The organism is Nostoc sp. CMAA1605 (assembly GCF_021596505.1).
Taxonomy (GTDB): domain Bacteria; phylum Cyanobacteriota; class Cyanobacteriia; order Cyanobacteriales; family Nostocaceae; genus Trichormus.
In genome coordinates this window covers 14250-30874 of sequence record NZ_PJIZ01000078.1, presented here as the reverse complement: position 1 = coordinate 30874, position 16625 = coordinate 14250, and the positions used below count along the sequence as shown (strand labels likewise).

Here is a 16625-nt window from a genome sequence, read left to right as displayed (position 1 = left end):
TATACAGATTGCTGGCACTAAAATCAGTAAATAAAACGGGGTAAATAACTAAACTTTTGTAGTGAGAAGTTTAGTTGTCTCTACGAGACGCTCCGCGAATAAAAAAGGACTAAAGTCCTTACTACGAACTGAATTCTATTATTTTTATATTGCGGTTTAATGTAGTTTGGTTTTTCTAGTCATTCTAATTATTTGCAACTATGACTAAAGTCATAGTTTATTTAGATATAAAGTCATGACTAAATACTCATTTGCCTTTGGTATTGATCATAATTATAAATAAGTGATTTTACTATAACTAATTGCATAGTCTTTTGGATATGAAACACAATATCAACTGTCACATATAGACAGATTATCATTTCAGATAATACAGATTAACGGAAACTTTTTTGTGTATAAAATGTCTAAGAAATTAACATAGAAAAAAAGTAATTGTGTGGAGTAATAAAATTATGTTTAGACTAAATCGTTGGCAATCCGGCACAGCTGCACTCATGGCTTTAAGTGTGACAGCCGGAACTGTTGCACCTTTTGTGGTAGCAGCACCTTCTTTTGCTCAAACTACTTTTTCTGACGTTTCATCAAACTATTGGGCATCACCATTTATTCGAGAATTATCACAACGAGGTGTGATTGCAGGTTTCCCTGATGGCAGTTTCCGCCCAGAAGAACCAGTAACTCGCGCTCAATTTGCCGCAATGGTCAATAAAGCTTTTCAAAAAGCACCAGAACGTCAGGCAATAGGATTTGTAGACGTACCTAGCAACTATTGGGCTTATAATGCAATTCAACAAGCCTACTCTATTGGTTTCTTATCAGGATATCCCGGCAACAGTTTCCGACCAAACGAAAACATTCCCCGTCAGCAAGTATTAGTCTCACTAGCCAATGGTTTAGATTACGCACCTGGCAGTAATGTAGAAGGCACTCTGCAATATTTCAACGATTCATCTAACATCGCCAATTATGCCCGTAGCCCCATTGCTGCGGCCACGGAAAGGCAAATTGTTGTCAACTACCCCAACGTCAGGTTTCTCAGCCCTACAGCCACCGCTACACGCGCCCAAGTAGCAGCATTTATCTATCAAGCCTTGGTTAGTTCTAATCAAGCTTCCGCCATCAACTCACCCTATGTTGTCGCCCTCCAACCCACAACCCCTACACCCGTTTCTGTCACCATTCCCCAAGGGACAGTGATTCCAGTCAAGTACGACAAGGCGGAAAAGATTCTGGTGACAAAGGATGAAACCGCACCCTTATCTTTGACAGTCGCACAAAACGTTGTCACACAAGAGGGAACAGTAGTTGTTCCGGCTGGTAGCCAAGTAATCGGTCAACTCAGACCCGCCCCTAATGGTTCACAGTTCGTTGCTCAAAGATTGGTATTAACCAACGGTCAAGAATACGATTTAAATGCAACTTCCGAAGTCATCACCAAAACTGAAACCGTGAGAAAAGGTACTAGCACCAGTGCAATTATCAGAAATACCGTCTTAGGTGCAGGTGCAGCTGCTGCGGTATCTGCGGTGACAGGCGATCGCGCCATCGCCACTGAGGAGGTCTTAGGCGGTGCAGCTATCGGTGGATTAATTGGCTTATTCTTCGGTAGAAACAGTGTAGACTTAATCGCCATCAACCCAGACACAGACCTACAAATGACAATTAATCAAAATTTACTGGTTTCTACAAGATAGTCAATAGTCAACATAATAGGCAGGGGGAATTCTTATCCTCTATAGGGATACTAGAGACAGTAGATTTATGTATGAGGTTCTCCCTCTGCCCCCTGCACCCTGCCCCTTGTCCTCTTCATTGACTAACTATCAACCAAATAATCACAGTTGTTCCTGGTGCATTTGGTGTAGCGATCGCAGAATTAATTGCTGGGCTGAAAACTTCGATTTGGCCTTGCATTTGTTCGATGAGTTGTTTAGCGATCGCAATTCCCAAACCTGTACCTGGAATTTCTGTTTGGGCTTGCACTCCTCGGTAATGTCTTTCACCTATATGGGCTAAATCTTCCTGGGGAATACCAGGGCCAGTGTCACTAACTGCTATACCTTGAAAGTTAGGTTTTTCCTGTCCTACTTCAATATAAATTTTACCGCCAGCCGGAGTATATTTGAGGGCATTATCAATGATATTGCTTAATACTTCATTTAAAGCTTTAATGTTAGCTTTAACTAAAGGCAAATTCTGAGGTATTTTTAATATTAATTCGAGATTTCTTTCTTGGGCGATCGCCTGAGCCGAAACCAGCAATGGTGTTAATAATTCAGCCAAGGAACAATCTGTTTCCTTATCTCCCGTGCCTGGTAATAATAATACTGGCTGAGATTCTTTTTGGACAGTTGCTTCTACAAATACGTCATTGCTTGGTAATGCGAGTAATTCTGAATCTACATTAGCCCAATCAATCACTTCATCAAATTTTTGCAGTAATTCTTTGAGGCGATCGCTTTCTCTGACGATATTTTCTCCCACTTCCCGATTAGGATCTCCAGGACGTAACCGCTTGAGTAACAATTTGCCAAAGGTACGTAAAGCGGTGAGTGGGTTACGAAACTGATGTAATAAGTTATCTAACAAATCTCGCTGTTGCTCTTGCAAAATTTGCTGTTGATGCAGTTGATTTTGTAACCAAGCTCGACGCTGATCCAGAATACAGGCGATCGCTAATGTTTGCCCAATGGTTTGAATCTGGTTTTGTTCTTGTTCATTCCACGGGCGATCGTCCCTACCTGTGACCAATAATCCCATCATCACACCCTCATGAATTAGAGGGAAGACAAATTGATGTCCACTCAGCAGAAAATCTTCCGCTAAATGTCTGTGTCCAGTTGGCGGCGTTTCCGTTGTTGGTGCTGGAGTCAAGAGTCTTGCCGATTGTTGCAGTATCAGAGGCGAATTTCCCACTCTTAGCTGTTTTTGCGCTGCTGCTAGGACAATTTCCTCTCCTGGCAGGATAACGGCTGTTTCTGGATAAACTACGACAGGAATTAGTTTAGAATCTCCTGTGGGAGAGTCTACTAATTCTTGCGCCAAATAAACCACGCTTAAAGATGCTCCCAGCCCTTGGGTTAACAACGCTATTTGCTCCCGGCATAGAGCAACAAAATCTGAACTGGCAGACATTAACATTTTTCAGTTATTGTTCAGGATCACGGAATTTGAGAGAAGATAAAAGAAAGTCTTTGTTTTTCTCAACTATTTAATAAAGCTTAACTAATTCTTTTGAGTTATGGTTTTCGCTGAGAGATTATTTATTTCTTTAGTCGGGATTAATCTACTGTCAATCAGAGTATTTTCCCTGTATCAAAAGTTAAAAAACTATTGATCTTTTGAACTAGAACTTATATAATGACGACGGATTTTGTAGCTATAACTACAATCTATAGCTTGAAAGAGGAGGAAAATAGGTTGGCAAGGAGACGCAAAAGAAAAAGTCGTCGTCGCCAAGAAGGACGACGGATTTTAGAACACGTGCCTCAATATAGCATCGAAAGCGGCGAAGAGAAACCTGTGACAGCAGCCAGAAAATTCATTCAAGCTGAAGGGATCTTGCCACCAGCTTTGCTACTCGTAAAGCGAAACGAACACACTACAGACCGCTATTTCTGGGCAGAGAAAGGGCTGTTTGGCGCGCAATACGTAGAAGAAAACCATTTCTTGTTTCCTAGCCTGCGGATACTAGAATCTCCCGCAGGTTTGGAACAAGTTGCTGTGGCTAGTCGCTGAGTCACAAATGGTTATCTTACCGCGTTGTGTGCAACTTCTGACAACCATTTAACTGGCAAACTGGCTCAGTTTATGCAAAGTTTCCATTTTTTTTAAGTTTGTAACTGAATTAGCCAGTAAATTCAGACCACAGTAAATAGACAATCGGCTAAAAATCGAGTTTTTGGTTTTTATCGCCCGCTTGTTGGTCATAGCATACCCAAGGTAGTCAGAATAGGGCTAAAAGTATCCAAAAGCGAGAGTTTTAAGATGTGCTTTCATCCTCTGGATTGCTGATACAGCTCTGCCAATATAAGCTGATTTTCCCTACGACATCATGCCGTAGGGAAAATAGGCAAAATGGCATTACCTATAATAACTACTTCTCTACTGTCTATTTACTCAGCATTTAACCCTCAATCAGAACATTTTTCTGAATTTAGGTCATCAGAGGCATCGAACAATTTTGGATTTTAGATTTTAAATTTTAGATTGACCCCGACCAAAAAGATGCGGGGCTTAGAGATTAAATTGAAAATTTTTAGATTTATTTTCCCCACTGTCTTGCGGGACATGAACCGAAAAAACTCAATCCGAAATCGCGCGCGCCACTTGCTACAACAGGGGAAACCCGCGCAATGTAGTGGCTCCAAAATTTAAAATCTAAAATTACGAGGTTCAATAGCTAGGCTTCCAGGGTAACGCTTTTTGTAACTCAGCTAGCTCATCACGATGAGCTGTCACAGTGATTCTACTCAAAGACTCCTGCGTATTAGATTTGGGTTCAAATTGCAGCAAAACTGTTTCTATGCGTCCAGCCTTTTGCCAGTACAACATCCCACTTACAGGTGAAAGTATTAACAGTCCCAGAAAAATCGGACTCAATTGAGGAAACAGAAAAGATAAAACCAACGATAGACAAACAAGACCAACCGCAGCCAGAAAAGTTAAAAAGACAGCCAAAAATATACTAGGCTGGACATACCCTTCAAAAACCACTCGGTTTTGTACTTGATCAATCTCTATCACGCGATAAGCACGGGAGAGAAAATAGGCTTGTAGCTGAGGCATAAAAACTGCTTCATCTTGCTCAGATATCAGTTGTGCTGTTTGAGTGCGGTCTTTTGTTGCAGCCCGAATAAAGAAAAACAGACCAACCAATAACAACAAGGTGAGCAGAAAAGTAGATGACAAAGTAGCAGTATCCATAAATTGGGTTGTGCTGTTTAACTGCAAGGAGATTTATTCAGTCTTCATTATCCTGAATTTATGAATATAAGTTAAGTTTAATGGGAATTAAGTCTTGAAATACCTATGTTTTCGTGAACCATGCCCAGGAAATCCGAATTTTAGATGTTAAATTTTGGAGCTACTGCGTGGCGTAGGTTCACCGCGTTGTAGCCAGTGGCGTGATTTTGGATTGTTGTTCGTATAATCGCGTCTTTTGTGTGAGGGAACGTCTAAAATCTAAAATTCCCAAGCTGTATCCCTTTATGGGTGCAGTCAATCCAAATATCCAAAATATAAAATTGATTGACTGTTAACTTGTGACAGTTAACAGCCAAACAGCATCATCAATGACAGATTAATTCAAAAGTGTAAGATTTTACTTTGTCCTCAGACTTATGTAATCTCGCCAAAGCTTTGCCAAACGCTGTGCTTGCACTTCCCATTCTGGAGAAATCTGGTACATCCGTCTAGGGCGGCCTCGACCTTCTAATTTCTTCCAATACCCATTAATAGCCTGATGGTCTTCAAGAAATTTAATTGCACTGTAAAGCACAGTGTCAGAAAGTCGATAGGTGGGGTATTCAGTTTCTAATTGTTGAATCAACTCAGTACCGTAAGATTCACCTTGTAGCAATACATCCAGAATGTAACAAATTGCTAGCTCTTGACAGAGATAAGTCGGCGGAGGATTCTCAAAGAATTGATATATATCCTCAAGTTTCATAGTGAGTAAATGGCTAAAAGTATGGCTTAGGCTGAAATCTACATCTTTGTAGTCAGTATATGCTGCTACTCTAGTCTGAGTAAGTATATAGTGCTACTTGGGCAGAATTTCCTAAGTGTAAAAACGAAAATGAAAACCCATGATTTTAAACCGTGGGAAAACGGCAAAAGTTTTAGGAGCGTCAACAAGTAACGCTCCCGCCCAAGCTTTAATTCGTGTGTTGAGGAGCAGTCAAGATAGTAGATTATGCCACTACCTTGGTGTTAAGTAATGCGGAGCTAGTTAGAACTGCTTAAACGTAAGATGCTATCGAAAAAATTTTACAGGGAAAATGCCATTTTGTGTGTAAATCTGTAAAAGTTAATCAATACTTTGTTTTTAGTATCCATATCTTGCTGCAAATCATCAAATAGTTGGATAGCTAATGATGATATGGTGACACCCTCTTTACCCAAAGACAGCATCAAAAATATACAGCCTTGAGAAATTTGAGCTTGAGATTTTCATCGTCAATCTGGTAAGTGTTGTATGAGCATAGCTGACCAAGTGAGGTTATGGAGATATGTGTCTAAAAACTTGATTGATTGAGATTCCTGAATTTCAGTTTGCGAGTTCACTTACCCATAAGATTAATGTTTGATTTTTGAACAAAACTCCCTCAAGTTCTTTGTTCCTTCTCTCAACCAGTCTTGCAGGAATCAAATCAGATTCCTATATATGTCAGTCCTCAATAAAATTAAGTAAGTGCCTATTAGGTAAGTGATTTGTATGTCACAAAACTCTGACACGCCATCGTCTTCCTCAAATCTCCGTACAATTGCCCAAACTTTTCGCCTCACAGGTTGGATTAGCTTTTGGATTCAATTAGTTTTAGGTGTAGTTTCTGGAATTATTGTGTTGTTGTTTGCTGTTTTCAGTCAAAGGGCAGGTAGTCCTAGTAATAACCCTGGAACTAGTTTCGGTGTATTTTTAGCAGTTTGTGGCATTCTCATCTTAGGTGGTGGGATATATTTGGCATATCGTTACACCAGAATTGGTAGACAACTGCTCTCATCAAACCCTAGCAATCGTCCTCGAAAAGTGGAGACAGTGCAGGTTTTGCGCTTAGGACTGTGGGTAAACTTAGCCGGGACACTAGTAACGCTTTTAGGAGCGCAGGCGATCGTTGGTACACTGGTAGCTAGGTCAATCTCTCCTCAAGCTATAACAACGCAGTTTTTTGACCCTACCAGAATCATCAGTGGTCTAGATATGTTAGTAGTACAGGCAAACACAAATACTGTGTCAGCTCACTTTGCTGGGTTAGTCGGTTCACTATGGCTACTCAATCGCATTAACCGCTCATAAGTGATGCAAATTCAAAACTCGCCACTTACGTCAGTATCATGGCAATAATAATTTTTGTATTTGCTTTTCCTGTCATAGCAAGTCAAAATCAGTATATGCTGATGTGTTGGCAGGAAGTAGGCAAAAGACTGAGAAAAATCTGTGCTGGATATTAAGCAAATACGGGAAAATCCTCAACTAATTCAGGAACGGTTAAACAGTCGTAGCGGTAAATACGACCTAGAGCCGATATTGCAGTTAGATCGACAGCAACGAGATATAGAAATTACTCGTAGCCAACTGCAAGCGCGTAGTAATGAAATTGGTAAACTCGTTGGGCAGAAAATTAAATCTGGTGTCAGTCCCCAAGACCAAGAAATTCAAGGCTTGCGGGATGAAGGTAACGCTATTAAAGCTCAACTCAGTGAACTAGAACCCAAGGAAAAAGAACTCAAAGCGGAAATTGAGCAACTGATTCTCGCCATTCCCAACATCCCCAGTGATGCTACACCCTTGGGTAAAACTGAAGACGATAACGTAGAAGTCCGGCGTTGGGGTGATGAGTACATACCTCAAAACCACAATATTCTGCCACATTGGGAAATTGGCGAAAAGCTGGGTATTCTCAATGTAGAGCGAGCCGTCAAGGTTGCCCAAAGTCGTTTTGTGAACTTAATCGGGGCTGGTGCGGCTTTAGAAAGAGCATTAATTAACTTCATGCTGACGATGCAAACCCAAGCAGGTTATGTAGAAGTCAGTCCGCCACTTTTGGTTAATAGTGATTCTTTAACGGCAACAGGTCAATTACCCAAGTTCGCCGAAGAAAGTTTTAAATGTGCTGATGATGATTTGTGGTTAATTCCTACAGCAGAAGTACCCGTCACTAACCTGTATCGGGGAGAAATTCTGGCGGCGGAAAGTTTGCCGATTTACCACTGTGCTTATACTCCTTGCTTTCGTAGAGAGGCGGGTAGCTATGGACGTGATATGCGCGGGTTAATTCGCTTGCATCAATTCAATAAAGTCGAATTGGTGAAATTTGTGCATCCCAGCACCTCTTTTGAGGAATTGGAAAAATTGGTAGGAAATGCGGAAGCGATTTTACAGGCTCTCAAGTTACCTTACCGCGTGATTAATTTATGTAGCGGGGATTTGGGTTTCTCTTCCACTAAAACCTATGATTTAGAGGTTTGGCTACCTTCTTCTGGGAAGTATAGAGAAATTTCCAGTTGTTCCAATTTTGTAGATTTCCAGGCGCGCCGGGCTGATATCCGGTTCAAGGAAGTTGGGAAGAAAGGGACTCAGTTTGTCCACACCCTCAACGGTTCTGGTTTAGCTGTAGGGCGCACAATGGCTGCAATTTTAGAGAATTATCAGCAACAGGATGGTACTGTTTTGATACCAGAAGTTTTGCAACCTTTCTTGGGAAGAGAAGTGTTGTAATTTGGTATTTTGTGGCTCATAGAGGCGTTTAACTTGCGCCTCTACAAAATTTACAAATGCTGATTTACAAAATTTTCCCAAGATGAGGAATATTTTGAATCATGCTAGGAAAGACCAATTCTGTAATTTGATATAAGTAGCGAGTTGCATAAAATTCGCTAATAAACCCAATGACTTTTATCTGATTCATATTTTTAGGGTAGTAGCAACTAGCTGCACACCAAATTCCTGTATGGCACTCTTGAATATATCCCAGAAGTGCATTCAAATCTTCCTCAAAAATAGCTTGTTCAGGTCTTTCTGAAAGAAGTGTTTCATTTTCCCAACAGAGAGGAGGCACAGGATCATATTTTATATTTGGGAATGCAGCTTCCATAACTTGATGTAAATATCGAACTGCGTAAAATTCATTTTTGAAACCGCTTATCTCTAATATGTCCACAAAATAACAACTACTTGCTAACCATCTGCAATCAAAGCACTCTCGAATATATCCCAGCAGCCATCCCTTCTCTCCTACTAAAATTGTTTTCTCAGGACACTCTTTGATAATCAAACCTTTTTGACGCATGGCTACTAATTCCGTTCCTCGCCATGAGTGTCCCTGCTGGTCATAGCCACAAATTCGGTCAGGGTACTCCCAGGTAGACGTAGAAAATTTATGGTTATTTAGCGAAAGACAACTAAATGCTTGGAAGTCATAGCTCATAATGTTGAAGTTCAATCTCAAGTGAGAAATGAAGATACTAAAATTGGTTAGCGATCACCTCATCACCTTATCCTGTTGGATGAGTTGATTCTGTGCGTCCATTCGCTAACTACTACAATAAAAATATATATCCAATATATTTTGATGAATTTGCTCTATGTCAGTTTTAGCAGCGATCGCAGTCTTGGCTGTATTAATTTTGGTACATGAGTTTGGGCATTTTATTGCAGCCCGTTCTCAAGGTATCCATGTGAACCGCTTTTCTTTGGGGTTTGGCCCTGTGCTGTGGAAGTACCAAGGCCCAGAAACCGAGTATGCTATCCGCGCTTTTCCTTTGGGTGGCTTTGTGGGATTTCCTGATGATGACCCCGATAGCGATATTCCCCCCAATGACCCAAATTTGCTGCGTAACCGACCAATTTTAGATCGGGCGATCGTCATTAGTGCTGGAGTCATCGCCAATTTAATTTTTGCTTATATGCTGCTGGTAGCCCAAGTTAGCTTCATTGGTATTGGTCAAGCTACTCAACCAGGGGTATTAATTCAAGAATTAGCACCAAAAGTTAGTGATGTAGCTACAAAGGCTGGACTACAAGCAGGAGATGTGATTCTATCTGCAAATCAAAAACAGTTTGATAACTCCCTACAAGGCATAGATACTTTAAGACAAATCATTAAAAGTAGCCCCAACCAGTCAATTCAACTAGGAATTGCCCGTGGTGACAAACAGCTATCTGTAACTGTCATCCCTGAAGCCAAATCCAATGGCGGTAGTATTGGGGTGGGACTTGCACCTAACGGCAAAGTTGAACGTCATACAATTAGTAATCCCGTACAGGCTTTAAGTGTTGGTGCTAATGAGTTTCAACGCATTGTCACCATGACATTTAAAGGCTTTGGACAGCTAATTACTAATTTTGGGGAAACAGCCGGACAAGTAGCTGGCCCTGTGAAAATTGTGGAAATGGGAGCGAATATTGCCAAAAATGATACAGGCAGTTTACTGTTTTTCGGGGCTTTAATTAGTATCAACTTGGCTATCATCAATATTTTGCCTCTCCCTGCCTTAGATGGCGGACAATTGGCATTTTTGTTAATTGAAGGTTTGCGAGGTAAACCCTTACCTAATCGCATTCAAGAAGGCGTAATGCAAACTGGTTTAGTGCTACTCTTAGGACTGGGAATTTTCCTCATCGTCAAAGAAACTACCCAGTTAACTACCCAGTTGGAATGGGTGCAAAAATTGTTCCAGTGACTACCAAGCGCAAATCATTAACTAAAAAGCAAAAGGCTGGAGAAATTCTCACCCGCCTGAAGCGACTGTATCCTGATGCTACCTGCTCTTTGACCTATTCAACTCCTGTACAACTGTTGGTAGCAACAATTCTCTCTGCTCAGTGTACAGATGAACGAGTGAATCAGGTTACACCCGCTTTATTTAGTCGTTTTCCTGATGCGGAGAGTTTAGCTAATGCTGACTTAACAGAGTTAGAAACCTTAGTGCGTTCTACAGGGTTTTATCGCAATAAAGCCAAAAATATTCAAGCGGCTTGTCGAATGATTGTCAGTGAGTTTGACTCTGTAGTTCCCAACACAATGGAACAACTGTTAAAGTTACCAGGGGTAGCCAGAAAGACAGCTAATGTGGTTTTAGCTCATGCTTATGGCATTAACGCTGGGGTGACTGTAGATACTCACGTTAAACGTCTGAGTCAACGCTTGGGTTTAACTAAGTATGCAGATCCTATCCACATCGAAAAAGACTTGATGAAGTTATTACCGCAGCCAGACTGGGAAAATTGGTCAATTCGGCTGATTTATCACGGTCGGGCTGTGTGTAAAGCTCGTTCTCCGGCTTGTGTTGCTTGTGAGTTGGCTGATTTATGCCCAGCTGGGGTGGAAGGAGGTAGGTAGGGGGTGGGGTAGACAACATAAGCTGTTAAGCATATAAGAAAGCACATTGAGGCCGCAGAGGGGCAGGGGGCAGGGGAGAGGGTTTACAGCTTTTGCCAGTATGAAAATGATGCAATTTAAGTGACGATTAGCTTAGACAAGATAGACAAGGGAAAAGTTATCGCCAATGCCCAATGCCCCATGCCCCATAACCTATACCCAAAGTAATTACAGAGAAATAGAGACGATTCGCCTTGACTAAATGTAGAATGGAAAATGCTGTCTTTACGTTTGTAAGATAATTTATGGCGAAGAAGAGTATGATTGAGCGCGAGAAAAAACGCGCTAAGTTGGTGGAAAAGTATGCCGCTAAACGGGAAGCTCTGTTAGAAGAGTTCAGAACAACTGAATCTCCTTTAGATAAACTGGACATTCATCGCAAAATTCAACAATTACCCCGTAACAGCGCGCCTAATCGTCGCCGTAACCGTTGCTGGTTAACTGGTCGTCCTAGAGGTGTTTATCGCGATTTTGGACTATCTCGGAACGTATTACGGGAATGGGCGCATGAAGGTCTGTTACCTGGAGTTGTTAAGTCTAGCTGGTAGTCAATAGTCAATAGTCAATAGTTAATAGTTGTAGGCTATAGCTGTGGACTATGGACTATAGACGCTTTCTCTTCTATTGTCCGCAACAACGGTCGATACCCAGACTTTCTAAGAGTAGATCGCTGACGGCGTTAGCGATCGCAAACTCTCCATAAAAACTTTTGGAAAAATCAAACGCCTGCATCTCTGTGACAATCGCAATCACAAGAGAGCCTAAGTCATTTTCCCCTTCCATGCGTTGACGCACAAAAATTTGTGCAGCGCGTTGAGCAATATTTTGATTAATGGCTTCTGGGATAAATTCTGCATCCAGCCACCGCCATAGACGCTCTTTTAACCATTCACCTTCTAGGTGAGGATTTTCTGAGGATGGTAGGGTGATAGGTGGTATTGGTTGTGTCATCGTTATTCAAGGCACAGTAACAGTAGAAACAAGACGGAGGGACGCAGAGGATGGCTATTGGCATCAAATTGCGTTCCTCCGATATTTTTTATTTTTAGTTTTAATCTATGCAATATGATCTTGCCGCTATTATACAAGGCTATGCCCAAGGCTATTTTCTCATGGCTAATGACGATACCGGATTGGCATGGTACACCAGCCGCGATCGCACTTTGATTCCATTGGATCATCGATTCCGCTACCCCAAGTCTTTGCAGCGTGTCCTAAATCAAGAACGGTTCACGGTAGCGATTAACCGAGACTTTCCGGCTGTAGTTGCAGGTTGCGCTAACCGAGACACCACTTGGATTTCTGAAGAATTGCGAGAAATCTATTTTTTACTGCATCAAGCTGGTTTTGCCCATAGTTTTGAAACTTGGCAAGGCGACAAACTGGCTGGCGGCATTTTAGGCATAGTTATCGGTGGTGCTTTTATTGGTGAATCGATGTTTTACCAAATTCCTGAAGGTTCTAAAGTGGCAATGGTCAAGTTAGTCGAGAGATTACGCCACAAGCAATTTGTCCTGTTTGATGCTCAAATGATGAACCCCCATTTGGCAAGGTTTGGTGCTTACGGTATCCAGGATAAAGACTATCAAGTAATACTGCAAAAGGCTTTATTGAGTACCTGCACTTTAGTTTAAACCTCCGAACTTTAGATTTTAAATTTTGGAGCCACTGCCGAAAGGGTTTCTCTCGTTGTAGCCAGTAGCGTTCCTACGGCGGGAACCCCGTCGTAGGAACTTTCTGCAAATTCCCAAACTGTTTGACTAGTTATTATCAAATATTCAAAGAAATTTTGTGAAGTTATTAAAGTAGCACTAGTAAATACCGCAATTAGGAGTTAAACTAAGTAGAATCTTAATTAAGAAGGTTAAATAAATGTAACTTATTCACGGCATCTTAAATTTTTCTATGTGTAAATACGTAAAAAGTGAAACTAAAAAATTTTTAATAAGAGAAAATAACTATCATAAAAACACAAAGAACATTGACTAAAAATTGTTGAATAAACTGTAAAGTGATAATTTCCTGTGTGAGTGTGTGGGGTGTTTAAGCATATGGTTTCATCAATAACTCGAACTCAAAGTAACATTCGAGAAATTTCTGCTTCAGAAGCGGAAAAACCAGGTAAAGGACTGGAGCAGAGCAATGGACTGAATTTACTATCTTTACCAGCCAATCCCCTGTTTGGTACAGATGGAATTCGTGGCAAGGTAGGAGAATTACTGAGCGCGCCTTTAGCATTGCAAGTTGGATTTTGGACGGGCGTAGTTCTACATGATCATGTTGGTCATAGGGGAGTAGTAATTTTAGGACAGGATTCCCGCAACTCTAGCGATATGTTAGCAATGGCGATGAGTGCAGGGCTAACCGCCGCAGGTATGGAAGTTTGGCATTTGGGATTATGCCCTACTCCTTGCGTTGCTTATCTAATTAGTGTCGGCAAAGCTATCGGTGGCGTGATGATTTCTGCTAGCCATAATCCACCAGAAGATAATGGCATTAAGATATTTGGTACAGATGGTACTAAGTTATCCCCAAAATTGCAGAAAAAAATAGAAGATGGACTGCGGGGTCATACCTTAGTGACAGACATCGGGAATCATTATGGACGGCATTATTCACGTCCAGAATTAGTCAAAGAATACAGCACAGCTTTACAAACACCTTTAAAAGACTCTCCCAGTCTTCAAGGAATGAAGATTGTTTTAGATTTAGCTTGGGGTGCATCTGTGGGTTTAGCACCTGGCGTATTTCAAGAAATGGGTGCAGAGGTCATTTGTTTGCATAATCAGGCAGATGGCGATCGCATTAATGTTGATTGTGGTTCTACCCATCTAGAAATTCTGCAAGCTACTGTCCAAGAACACAAAGCTGACTTAGGATTTGCCTTTGATGGAGATGCTGACCGCGTGTTAGCCGTCGATAATACAGGCAGAACAGTCAATGGTGATTATATTCTCTATCTCTGGGGACAGCACCTGAAACAACAGGAACAATTACCTGGTAACTTAATTGTCTCCACAGTCATGGCTAACTTGGGTTTTGAAAGAGCTTGGCAACAACAAGGTGGTCAATTAATTCGCACAGCCGTAGGTGATCAATATGTGCAAGCAGAAATGCTCAAAACAGGAGGAATGTTAGGTGGTGAACAATCTGGTCATATCCTTTGCCGCCACTATGGCATCACTGGAGATGGTTTGTTAACAGCCTTACATATAGCTGCTTTGGTCAAACAGTCTGGTGTATCTTTGGCAGAATTAGTAGATCAAAGCTTTGCCACTTATCCCCAGTTGTTGCGGAATGTGCGAGTTATAGACCGCGATCGCCGTTTAGGTTGGCAGAATTGCGAACCATTGCAACAAGCGATCGCCTCTGCGGAAACTGCAATGGGCGATCGTGGCAGAATTTTAGTCCGTGCATCTGGTACAGAACCAGTGATTAGAGTCATGGTAGAAGCCGCAAATGCCGAACTAGCTAACTACTGGACAGATGAATTAGTTACACAAGTCCAAAAACACTTGGCTGATTAATTAATCAAGCCTCACACGTTTTTTGTCTTAATTAGTAAAGGGCATAATGTGAATTATGCCCCTACTCATCAATGGGATTTTAATCAACTTTTATTAAGATGTGTAGAATTTGTAATATTATTCACTAAGGTTTTATTTTTTACCCAAAAATCCTGAATATAATAATATATGCTGTCTAATACTTGCCGTCATTAGTCTCTAAATAAATCAATCGCCGATGAATTTTGACTATACCTATTACAAGACCAAAAACTGATTTATCTATAAATTATACTATTGTCTTAGGCTGATAGGCTCAACAATTTCCTATGCCAAAACTAAAGTCAAAATCCCCACGTTCTAAAAAAAGGAAGTTAAAGAAAGAATCAACAGATTCTACACTGAGTCTTAAAGAAAGGCTAGCTCAGAAACGTAAAGCCAACCAGGAACGTAAAGAACTTATTAGCATTCTGACTACAGTTTCATTAGTCAGCTTTTTAGTCGGATTGGTCATGTTTTTGGTAGCAGGAGTTAAGGTAGCAATTCCCAGTATTGTGGGGATAATTGTCATGTCCCTTGCTTATAAATATCCCCGTACAGGACTCATAGCTTTCCTGATTTACGTACCTGCTGGCGGCACAATCACATATTACATAGGCAATAGCCCTATTTTGCAATTGGCTAAAGATGCTTTTTACTTTCCTGCCCTCATTGCAATTTGGCAAATGTGCCGCAGACAAAAATTACCTTTCATCATTCCGACAGCAATTAAAACTCCACTTTTCATTGTATTTAGCCTGTCTCTATTAACTTTGCTGTTTATCAATGGTGGACAGCAACTAAATCCACCAAATACAGGATTTGCACAAGAAGCTACCAGTGAAATACCTATAGGTATGGGTATTTTGGGGTTAAAAGTATTTTTAGGTTACATTCCATTAATTGCTTGTGTTTACTATTTAATTCGCAATAAGCAGGATTTTTTATTCATATCGCGCTTACAGATTATCTTAATCCTTGTATGTGGCGGATTAGGTATATTACAGTACCTCTTATTATTAACAGGAGTATGTGAAGGTACCAGAAACGCAGTAGGTTCAGACTTATTCAAAGCTACACTAGATGCGCGGTGCTATTTTGGTGGTTCTCTATTATACAGTCCAGAAGAAGGTGTTATTCGACTACCAGGAACGTTTGTTGCTCCCTGGCAATGGTCATGGTTCTTGATTTCTAGCACGTTTTTCGCCTTTGCTACTGGGTTTTCAGACCCTTCTATAATTTGGCGGTTTATGGGTCTTGGGTCTATGGCTGTCATATTCATCAATGCCGTTGTCTCTGGACAAAGAATTGCTCTCGCTTAGTCCCAACCTGCTTTATCGTTCTGTTAATCTTAACTGGTCAAATTGCTAACCTCAAACGCTTTATTCCTATCGGTGTAGGACTAGCTGCTATCTTAGGAATAGCAATGTTAGCCTACCCTACAGTCGTTCAAGAAAGAATTGATAGTTTTTTTGGTCGTTGGGATGCTTCACCACCCCAGGAATTTATTGTTCAGCAGTTTGAAGAAAACTGGAAAAACGTTGATACTCCTATAGGAAGTGGTTTGGGTAGAGCCACCAATTCCGCACGCAGTTTGGGTTCAACTAAGCTAGTTGAAACCTATTATCCTAAAGTTTTGTATGAAGTTGGTATTGTAGGTTTATTGGGTTTCTTATCCTTAGTTACTACCCTGACGATTACTGCCTTTAAAACTTATCGTTCTATAAAAAACCGTAACTTCCGTACTTATGGAGCTGCTTTATGGGTGTTTATACTGTTTATCAGTTATAACACTTATTATTACCCCTTGGATGTAGATCCTGTAGCTGTTTATTACTGGTTTTTTGCTGGAGTGCTTTTTAAATTACCTGTACTCGATAAACAAGAAAAGAAAAATGAAGAACTTTTGGAATCGGATCAACTTTGATTGATTCACTTCAAAAAAATAAAGGCATTAGCCCGCTTTTGTCATTTT

The 16625-nt window shown here is 40.8% G+C and carries 14 protein-coding genes and 1 pseudogene; 10 read left to right on the top strand and 5 right to left on the bottom strand.

What is annotated here, in order from left to right; translation table 11 throughout:
• Positions 1-455 precede the first annotated feature (455 nt).
• On the top strand, positions 456-1697 hold the full coding sequence (locus tag CV014_RS22260) for an S-layer homology domain-containing protein (RefSeq protein ID WP_236144019.1): 1242 nt from the start codon (positions 456-458) through the stop codon (positions 1695-1697).
• Between the two features lie 115 nt (positions 1698-1812).
• Here CV014_RS22260 and CV014_RS22255 read toward each other — a convergent pair whose 3' ends face one another.
• Positions 1813-3144 (bottom strand): sensor histidine kinase, encoded by a 1332-nt coding sequence (locus CV014_RS22255; RefSeq protein WP_236144018.1) that lies wholly within the window; start codon positions 3142-3144, stop codon positions 1813-1815.
• Between the two features lie 279 nt (positions 3145-3423).
• Between CV014_RS22255 and CV014_RS22250 the strand changes: the two genes are divergently transcribed.
• A complete protein-coding gene (locus CV014_RS22250; RefSeq protein WP_236144017.1) occupies positions 3424-3741 on the top strand; it encodes a DUF3155 domain-containing protein in 318 nt (105 codons plus the stop codon).
• Positions 3742-4398: 657 nt separating this feature from the next.
• Here the strand turns inward: CV014_RS22250 and CV014_RS22245 are convergent.
• Both CV014_RS22245 and CV014_RS22240 read right to left on the bottom strand, forming a co-directional pair.
• Complete coding sequence (locus tag CV014_RS22245) at positions 4399-4929, bottom strand: cofactor assembly of complex C subunit B (RefSeq protein ID WP_236144016.1); 531 nt, start codon at positions 4927-4929, stop codon at positions 4399-4401.
• A 397-nt stretch (positions 4930-5326) separates the two neighbouring features.
• The gene (locus CV014_RS22240; RefSeq protein WP_236144015.1) at positions 5327-5674 is read right to left on the bottom strand and encodes a PadR family transcriptional regulator; all 348 of its coding nucleotides are present in this window, start codon (positions 5672-5674) and stop codon (positions 5327-5329) included.
• Between the two features lie 768 nt (positions 5675-6442).
• On the opposite strand from CV014_RS22240, the gene CV014_RS22235 reads away from it, so the two are divergent.
• Both CV014_RS22235 and serS read left to right on the top strand, forming a co-directional pair.
• Entirely contained in the window at positions 6443-7021 is a 579-nt protein-coding gene (locus CV014_RS22235; protein WP_236144014.1) for a DUF3611 family protein, read from the top strand.
• Positions 7022-7162: 141 nt separating this feature from the next.
• Positions 7163-8443 carry a serine--tRNA ligase gene (gene serS, locus CV014_RS22230; protein WP_236144013.1) on the top strand — a complete coding sequence of 427 codons (1281 nt, stop codon included), beginning with the start codon at positions 7163-7165 and terminating at the stop codon, positions 8441-8443.
• A gap of 64 nt (positions 8444-8507) precedes the next feature.
• On the opposite strand, the gene CV014_RS22225 is transcribed toward serS, so the two are convergent.
• Complete coding sequence (locus tag CV014_RS22225; RefSeq protein WP_236144012.1) at positions 8508-9014, bottom strand: hypothetical protein; 507 nt, start codon at positions 9012-9014, stop codon at positions 8508-8510.
• Positions 9015-9309: 295 nt separating this feature from the next.
• On the opposite strand from CV014_RS22225, the gene rseP reads away from it, so the two are divergent.
• The 3 genes from rseP to rpsN all read left to right on the top strand — a co-directional run bounded on the left by rseP (position 9310) and on the right by rpsN (position 11653).
• Complete coding sequence (rseP, locus tag CV014_RS22220; RefSeq protein ID WP_236144011.1) at positions 9310-10407, top strand: RIP metalloprotease RseP; 1098 nt, start codon at positions 9310-9312, stop codon at positions 10405-10407.
• Positions 10383-11066: an endonuclease III gene (gene nth / locus CV014_RS22215; protein WP_236144010.1), complete on the top strand. Its 684-nt coding sequence runs from the start codon at positions 10383-10385 to the stop codon at positions 11064-11066. Before rseP ends, nth begins: the two co-directional genes overlap by 25 nt.
• Before the next feature lie 284 nt (positions 11067-11350).
• Positions 11351-11653: a 30S ribosomal protein S14 gene (gene rpsN / locus CV014_RS22210; protein ID WP_236144009.1), complete on the top strand. Its 303-nt coding sequence runs from the start codon at positions 11351-11353 to the stop codon at positions 11651-11653.
• 73 nt (positions 11654-11726) lie between these two features.
• Here rpsN and CV014_RS22205 read toward each other — a convergent pair whose 3' ends face one another.
• Complete coding sequence (locus tag CV014_RS22205) at positions 11727-12056, bottom strand: hypothetical protein (RefSeq protein ID WP_103140338.1); 330 nt, start codon at positions 12054-12056, stop codon at positions 11727-11729.
• A 107-nt stretch (positions 12057-12163) separates the two neighbouring features.
• Between CV014_RS22205 and aat the strand changes: the two genes are divergently transcribed.
• From aat to hpsL, 3 genes and pseudogenes are all read left to right on the top strand, one after another.
• Complete coding sequence (gene aat, locus CV014_RS22200) at positions 12164-12739, top strand: leucyl/phenylalanyl-tRNA--protein transferase (RefSeq protein ID WP_236144008.1); 576 nt, start codon at positions 12164-12166, stop codon at positions 12737-12739.
• A gap of 417 nt (positions 12740-13156) precedes the next feature.
• Positions 13157-14632 (top strand): phosphoglucosamine mutase, encoded by a 1476-nt coding sequence (gene glmM, locus CV014_RS22195; RefSeq protein WP_236144007.1) that lies wholly within the window; start codon positions 13157-13159, stop codon positions 14630-14632.
• 308 nt (positions 14633-14940) lie between these two features.
• Positions 14941-16577: pseudogene (gene hpsL / locus CV014_RS22190) on the top strand (hormogonium polysaccharide biosynthesis protein HpsL).
• Positions 16578-16625 lie beyond the last annotated feature (48 nt).

Coding starts and splice junctions, on each gene's coding strand:
- rseP (WP_236144011.1), top strand. CDS start 9,310: ATGTCAGTTTTAGCAGCGATCGCAGTCTTGGCTGTATTAATTTTGGTA.
- rpsN (WP_236144009.1), top strand. CDS start 11,351: ATGGCGAAGAAGAGTATGATTGAGCGCGAGAAAAAACGCGCTAAGTTG.
- CV014_RS22245 (WP_236144016.1), bottom strand. CDS start 4,929: ATGGATACTGCTACTTTGTCATCTACTTTTCTGCTCACCTTGTTGTTA.
- nth (WP_236144010.1), top strand. CDS start 10,383: ATGGGTGCAAAAATTGTTCCAGTGACTACCAAGCGCAAATCATTAACT.
- CV014_RS22205 (WP_103140338.1), bottom strand. CDS start 12,056: ATGACACAACCAATACCACCTATCACCCTACCATCCTCAGAAAATCCT.
- glmM (WP_236144007.1), top strand. CDS start 13,157: ATGGTTTCATCAATAACTCGAACTCAAAGTAACATTCGAGAAATTTCT.
- aat (WP_236144008.1), top strand. CDS start 12,164: ATGCAATATGATCTTGCCGCTATTATACAAGGCTATGCCCAAGGCTAT.
- CV014_RS22225 (WP_236144012.1), bottom strand. CDS start 9,014: ATGCGTCAAAAAGGTTTGATTATCAAAGAGTGTCCTGAGAAAACAATT.
- CV014_RS22235 (WP_236144014.1), top strand. CDS start 6,443: ATGTCACAAAACTCTGACACGCCATCGTCTTCCTCAAATCTCCGTACA.
- CV014_RS22240 (WP_236144015.1), bottom strand. CDS start 5,674: ATGAAACTTGAGGATATATATCAATTCTTTGAGAATCCTCCGCCGACT.
- CV014_RS22260 (WP_236144019.1), top strand. CDS start 456: ATGTTTAGACTAAATCGTTGGCAATCCGGCACAGCTGCACTCATGGCT.
- CV014_RS22255 (WP_236144018.1), bottom strand. CDS start 3,144: ATGTTAATGTCTGCCAGTTCAGATTTTGTTGCTCTATGCCGGGAGCAA.